Below are 1,835 nucleotides of genomic sequence, written 5' to 3' on the forward strand. Positions count from 1 at the left end.
GTTTTCCTGCACCTCGCAGTGCTCGGGCAACAGGCTGACGAAACTCTTCTGCAAGCTTTCCTCGGCGGCGGCATCCAGCGGCCAGTGGAACAGCTCGGCCTGCTCCAGGGCGCGCAGGCGGTAATCGATACCGCTGTCGACGTTGACGATTTCGGTGTGCTGCTTGAGCAGGGCAATCGCCGGCAGGAAGCGCGCGCGCTGCAAGCCGTCCTTGTACAGGCCGTCGGGCACGATATTGGAGGTCGCAACCAGACTGACGCCGTTTTTGAACAGCTCCTCAAGCAGAGTCGCCAGGATCATCGCGTCGGTAATATCGCTGACGAAAAATTCGTCGAAGCAGATCACCCGCGCCTCATCGGCGAAACGCTTGCCGATGATAGTGAGCGGGTTCTTTTCGCCCTTAAGGGTGCGCATTTCTTCATGCACGCGCTTCATAAAGCGGTGGAAGTGCGTGCGCACCTTGCGCTCGAACGGCAGTGAATCGAAGAAGGTGTCGACCAGATAAGTCTTGCCGCGACCGACGCCGCCCCAGAAGTACAGGCCCTTAACCGGCCCCTGCGGCTTTTTGCCGAACAGCTTGCCGAACATACCGGAGCTGCCCTTGTCGGCGGCGACCAGATCGTCATACAGGCGCTGCAGATGACGCACCGCAGTTTCCTGGGCGGCGTCATGGAAGAATTCAGGGCGTTTAAGGTCAGCCTGGTAGCGTTCTAAGGGCGTCATAAATTCGTTAGCCGGGCAAGTAAAACGGGGGCGTCACTTTAGCGACGCCCCCGTTGATTGGCAACGGCTTATAGACGGCGTACCGGTCCATGGGAGGGGCTGGGCGGCACTCCGCTTTAGCCGCGACAGTCTGCCGGTATCGCTGCGTCGCGGCTAAAGCCCCTCCCACAAAGCCATCTAGCAGCGCGTCACTCCTGAGGAGCCAGCGCCTCGCGCAGGCGCGCGATAGCGGCCTCACAAGTGGCGCTATCAGCGAATGCCGGGCTTTGCGCCACACACTCATCGTCCAACCAGACGCCAAAGCCGCCGTCCTGCTCACGCACATCCAGCGCTTCGCCGGATTGCAGGCGCTTATTGACCATGCCTGCGGCCTTGCCATCGGCAAACGACTTGGACAGCAACAGCTGCTCGCCGGCGGCATCCAGCAGGCGGAAACGGAAGCTGCCGTCGTCGTCACGGAAGCTGACAAAACGTGCGCTCTTGCCGGCTTTCTTCTTCTCCCCCGCCGTATTGACGGCCTGGCTGCGGAAGGAGCGCAGGCCCACGGCCTCACGCAGCTCACCGAGGAACGGCGTGGCAGTCTTGCGCGCCTTGGCGGCACCAGCCAGGAGGATGTCTTCCAGATCGGCCGGTTTGCTGATCAGTGCGTGATAGCGCTCGCGCGCCTCGCCCAGCTCGGCTTCCAGCAGGTTGCACAGCGCCTGCTTGGCTTCGCCCCAAGCCATACCGCCTTCCAGCGCAGCGCGGAAGTCCGCCTGCTGGGTTGGTGCGGCAAAGGCCTGATACAGGGTAAACAGGTGCGAATTGTCCGGGTCTTTCGGCTCGCCCGGCAGTTTGGAGTCGGTAACAATCCGCGCAACGGCGTCCTTGAGCTGCTTGGCGCTGCCGAACAACGGGATGGTGTTGTCGTAGCTCTTGCTCATCTTGCGCCCGTCGAGGCCTGGCAGGGTCGCTACGTCTTCCTCAATCACCGCTTCGGGCAGGGTGAATAGCTCTTTACCTTGGCCAAACAGGTGGTTGAAGCGCTGGCCAATATCGCGGGCCATTTCCACGTGCTGAATCTGATCGCGACCGACCGGCACCTTGTGCGCGTTGAACATCAGGATGTCCGC

Annotated in this window: 2 protein-coding genes; both read right to left on the reverse strand. The window is 61.7% G+C overall.

The window, feature by feature from the left end; genetic code table 11:
* Nucleotides 1-723: cell division protein ZapE (gene zapE / locus Q8M42_RS15840; protein ID WP_305284782.1), on the reverse strand; the 723-nt coding region annotated here is incomplete at its 3' end.
* Between the two features lie 188 nt (nt 724-911).
* A partial coding sequence (locus tag Q8M42_RS15845; protein WP_305284784.1) for a tryptophan--tRNA ligase occupies nt 912-1,835 on the reverse strand: 924 nt, incomplete at its 5' end.

The organism is Pseudomonas sp., from assembly GCF_030684895.1.
In the GTDB taxonomy this organism is placed as follows: domain Bacteria; phylum Pseudomonadota; class Gammaproteobacteria; order Pseudomonadales; family Pseudomonadaceae; genus Aquipseudomonas.